Below are 3,235 nucleotides of genomic sequence, written 5' to 3'. Positions count from 1 at the left end.
GGGTGCGCCCGATTTGTCCATAAGCATTCGGGCAGATATAAGGGAGGTACGCGGAGAAAGCAGTTCACTCGTTGCCGACACGGGTACAACCGACCGGCGTCACAACTTCCGATCTTCGACGTCGGGGTCGATGCCCGCTTCGGTCAAGTCCATGCGCACGCGGTCACGAAGCGGGCCGGGCACCGTCCCGCGGCCGACCGGCACCGCCACGTCGCCGTCCCCCTTCACCTTCCAGTAGATGACGCATTCGCTGGGTTGGTAGTACTCGATGCTGTAGAAGTCGTCAGCGCCGCGATAGTGTACGCGGGCGGCGAATCCGTCCACCTTCCAACCGTCCTGCTCGCCGAGTGCGGAGAGCGTGTCGTCCATACCTGCGGGTTGCTAGCGAGCGTGGTAGTCGTTACGAAACGGAGAAAGTAACAGTTATTCCCCCGGAGCCATTTTTCCCGGGTACGGGTTCGTGGTCTAGTTGGTTATGACGCGGCCCTTACAAGGCCGAGGTCGGTGGTTCGAATCCGCCCGAACCCATAGATTTTCCGCGACCAACCGGCGAGCACCGCGTAGCGTGTGCTCGCCATCGTGTGAGCGGAAATCGGCGACGTGAGAGCGATTGAACCAGACAAGTCGCATGCCCGCGCAGCGAACGAATGTGAGCGAGCAGGAACGTCTTGGCGTAGTTCGAATCCGCCCGAACCCACTGGATTTTGTGACGCTTTGCGATGAGCGGCTTCACGAGCGATTTCTGTCGGAATGCCCGCTACGCAATCTCATCGTATCACTCGCGGGTACGATGGCGCTCGGTCTCGGTGTGGCGACGCTTTTCGGGATTGATTCCCTCTGTTGGCGGGAGTTCACTCCTTCCAACCGTGAAGAACTGCTGATAGCCGATGCTTGCCAACAGCGCGAGGAAGGGGAGCGGGTACAGCCAGTAGGCGCGGTACGCTCGGACGAGCAACGGAACCGACATCGAAAGTGCGAGGAACGTCGTCGTCACGAGGGGGGCGTTGGTCGAATGGATCACCCGGTTCGAACCGCGTTCGGTCGCGGCCAAGTGGACGATGATCGTCGCGGGGACGATGAGAAACAGGTGTTTGATGACGCCGTGATACAGTGCCACCATCCATCGGTGTGTATCGCCGATAATCGACGGGACGACGGGGTTCGTCGTGTACTTCTCCGCGGCACCGAACGACCAGTAGAGCGCACCCTGGAAGGATTGTGCTCCCCAGACGACGTACACGAATCCGAACGAGACGACGAGGACGGCGACCCCACCGGCGACGAATCGGACGAGCCATTGGAGACTCGAATCCCGGTCGAGATATCGGAGACGGTCGTACGCGAGTGCCGGGATGGCGAACACCGCATGTTGGGAGAACAGTCCCGCCGCTGCGATCGTGGCACCGCGTGCGAGCGGATGTTCGACCCACAGCGAGAGGAGGATGCCAGCGATCGCAAACGAGCGCACGTTTATCACCGTGCCACCGGTGGCTGGAACGCTCGTCAGGAACAACAGTCCGGCGATGAGTCCGACGCGAGGAGCGCCTCGGTCGGCACAGATTCGCCAGAGGAGGATCGCCGAAACGCCGTTGACGATGCCGATCAGGACGAAAAAGACCAGCAAGTACTGGCCCGTCGATGCGACGGTGACGTTGAGCAGTTCGAACAGCGGCGGTTTGTTGTCCACGGCCGGTCGGACGTAGATCGGTTTCCCGGCGAGCACGGCGTTCGCAAGCGGCCGCCAGCAACACCGAACGTCGATGTGGGGTTGCTGTTCGCCGTAGAGGATTCGAAAATACCGACCGAACGTTTCGAGGAGGCCCAAGAGCAGGAATCCCGAAACCCCGAGCGTGGAGGAGTCGAGCGTTTCGCGTTCGAATGATAAAACGTGCATGGGAAGGAGGGCGGGACTGGTGACGCGAGAGTTGGTTGGAGACACATCCTCGGACGTGCAGTCCTGTTTGCATATTCACAGTAAGCAATGGATTATATACTTTATCTTGTTGTCCTACTACAAGTTGGGTAAAAATAACGAAAGGTTCCCAAGTGGATAGAACGGTGCATCGGGTGCGAATGGATCGCACGAGAGCACCGAGAGTAGAGACGAAAAAGAGGGGGCAGGGCACTCGCTTGTACGTCAGTTGGACAGCAGTCGGCCTGTAAATCGGTCTCCTCGGGCGTGCGCTAGGCTTCCCATGAGAGGTCGACGCCGAAGTCGGACCATATCCACGCGTTATCGTTCTCGGGGTCGTATAGTTCGACCCCGCCGTCGATTTCGCGTTCCAGGCAGTCGTCCCATTTCTCGGTGTTCTCTTGCACCATGTGGGTATGTCGAACTGCAGTACCGTATTGGTATAAGTTTTCTCCCAACTGCGCGTTTCTCCGCTTTCTATCCTCCTACGTATTACATCTTCGAACAACAATGGGTGTTTTCTGCCATCACCTCCTCGAATTCGGCTCAGAATTTGAAAGTGAATTTCCACAGTCGGGACATTTATCATCAACAATCGTCACCTGTGCGTCGCACGCTGGACAAAACTCCAGATAGCAGGCTCGCTCTCCCATGCCAGTATCTACCACGACCGTGCGTAAATGGCTTGTGTCGGCTACCGATGCAGGTGTGAGGGATTCTGGTCGATTCGTCTTCCCTCCGGCGGATTTCGAAATCCTTTTTTGTACCATCCGCCTTTTCCAGAATGAGCCGCCTTAGCTCAGACTGGGAGAGCACTCGACTGAAGATCGAGCTGTCCCCGGTTCAAATCCGGGAGGCGGCATGATTTCTCCGCGAACAACGAGGAGGAGCGAAGCGACTGAACCGTGAGCGGAAAATCTGCACCCGAGCGGATTTGAATCCTACTAGTCGCGCGCAGCGAAGCGAGCACGTCTGGTTTCGGTTCAAATCCGGGAGGCAGCATAGTTCTTTCGCGCGATTTCCATTCGAGCTATTGCGCTTGACTGAAGATCGAGCTGTCCCCGTCCCCGCGAGCGGAGTCCTCGTGAGCGAAGCGAACGAGGGCAGGGAAGACGCGGTTCGTCTTCCCGAGCGAGTGGGGGCACGGCGAGCTTTGCTCGCCGGAGGTTCAAATCCGGGAGGCGGCATGATTTCTCCGCGAACAACGAGAAGGAGCGAAGCGACCGAACCGTGAGCGGAAAATCTGCACCCGAGCGGATTTGAATCCTACTAGTCGCGCGCCTGGAAGCGTAAACCAGCTTCTGGAGGTAGTATCAACATATG

General features: G+C 58.2%; 3 protein-coding genes and 2 tRNA genes. 2 read left to right on the top strand and 3 right to left on the bottom strand.

What is annotated here, in order from left to right:
• Positions 1–99 precede the first annotated feature (99 nt).
• The gene (locus WBV42_RS04065) at positions 100–369 is read right to left on the bottom strand and encodes a DUF7538 family protein (protein ID WP_423984896.1); all 270 of its coding nucleotides are present in this window, start codon (positions 367–369) and stop codon (positions 100–102) included.
• 85 nt (positions 370–454) lie between these two features.
• Between WBV42_RS04065 and WBV42_RS04060 the strand changes: the two genes are divergently transcribed.
• A tRNA-Val gene (locus WBV42_RS04060) sits at positions 455–528 on the top strand.
• A 247-nt stretch (positions 529–775) separates the two neighbouring features.
• Here WBV42_RS04060 and WBV42_RS04055 read toward each other — a convergent pair.
• Positions 776–1,894: a hypothetical protein gene (locus WBV42_RS04055; protein ID WP_423984895.1), complete on the bottom strand. Its 1,119-nt coding sequence runs from the start codon at positions 1,892–1,894 to the stop codon at positions 776–778.
• 290 nt (positions 1,895–2,184) lie between these two features.
• Positions 2,185–2,322, bottom strand: coding sequence for a hypothetical protein (locus tag WBV42_RS04050; RefSeq protein ID WP_253228810.1), 138 nt, complete (start codon positions 2,320–2,322; stop codon positions 2,185–2,187).
• Between the two features lie 378 nt (positions 2,323–2,700).
• Between WBV42_RS04050 and WBV42_RS04045 the strand changes: the two genes are divergently transcribed.
• A tRNA-Phe gene (locus WBV42_RS04045) sits at positions 2,701–2,774 on the top strand.
• Positions 2,775–3,235: the final 461 nt, after the last annotated feature.

The sequence above is a fragment of the Haladaptatus sp. genome, from assembly GCF_049589095.1.
Classification (GTDB): domain Archaea; phylum Halobacteriota; class Halobacteria; order Halobacteriales; family Haladaptataceae; genus Haladaptatus.
Note: the sequence above shows the minus strand (reverse complement) of the source record. Positions and strands in the feature narration are given on the sequence as shown.